1 protein-coding gene is annotated in these 768 nt (G+C 34.2%); it reads left to right on the top strand.

Annotated elements, in window-relative coordinates; translation table 11 throughout:
* Positions 1-768, top strand: a 768-nt coding sequence (locus tag B3J44_RS03565; protein WP_286965940.1) for an ATP-binding protein, incomplete at both ends; no start/stop codon positions are given.

Here is a 768-nt window from a genome sequence, read left to right as displayed (position 1 = left end):
TAAAAAAATCCACATTATCGATCAAGGTTTGGGTATGACAGCTGATGAAGTTGAAAAATACATCAATCAAGTTGCTTTTTCTGGTGCTGAAGAATTCTTAGACAAGTACAAAGATTCTGCTAAAGATTCTGGTATCATCGGACATTTTGGTCTTGGTTTTTACTCTGCTTTTATGGTAGCAGAAAAAGTAGAAATCATCACAAAATCATACAAAGATGAACCAGCTGCACATTGGACATGCGACGGAAGTCCTGAATTTACTTTAGAACCTGCTGACAAAACTTCACGCGGAACAGAAATCATTCTGCATATTGCAGAAGATTCTTTAGAGTTCTTAGACGATTCTAAAATCAGTGGTTTATTAAATAAATACAATAAATTCATGCCTATTCCGATTAAATTCGGAACAAGAACTGAAACGCTTCCAAAACCAGAAGATGCTCCAGAAGATTACGTTAATGAAACTATTGAAATTGACAACATTATTAACAACCCAAATCCAGCTTGGACAAAACAGCCTTCTGAATTAACTGATGAAGATTACAAAAACTTCTACAGAGAATTGTATCCAATGCAATTTGAGGATCCTTTATTCCACATTCATTTAAATGTAGACTATCCGTTTAACTTAACTGGTATTTTGTATTTCCCGAAATTAGGAAGCGATATGCAGATCCAGAAAGATAAAATTCAGTTGTACCAAAACCAAGTTTACGTTACAGATAACGTAGAAGGAATTGTTCCTGAATTCTTGACAATGTTAAAAGG

This window comes from Flavobacterium sp. UBA4854 (assembly GCF_002399805.1).
Lineage (GTDB): Bacteria > Bacteroidota > Bacteroidia > Flavobacteriales > Flavobacteriaceae > Flavobacterium > Flavobacterium ginsengisoli.
This window is presented reverse-complemented; position numbering and strand designations above follow the sequence as displayed.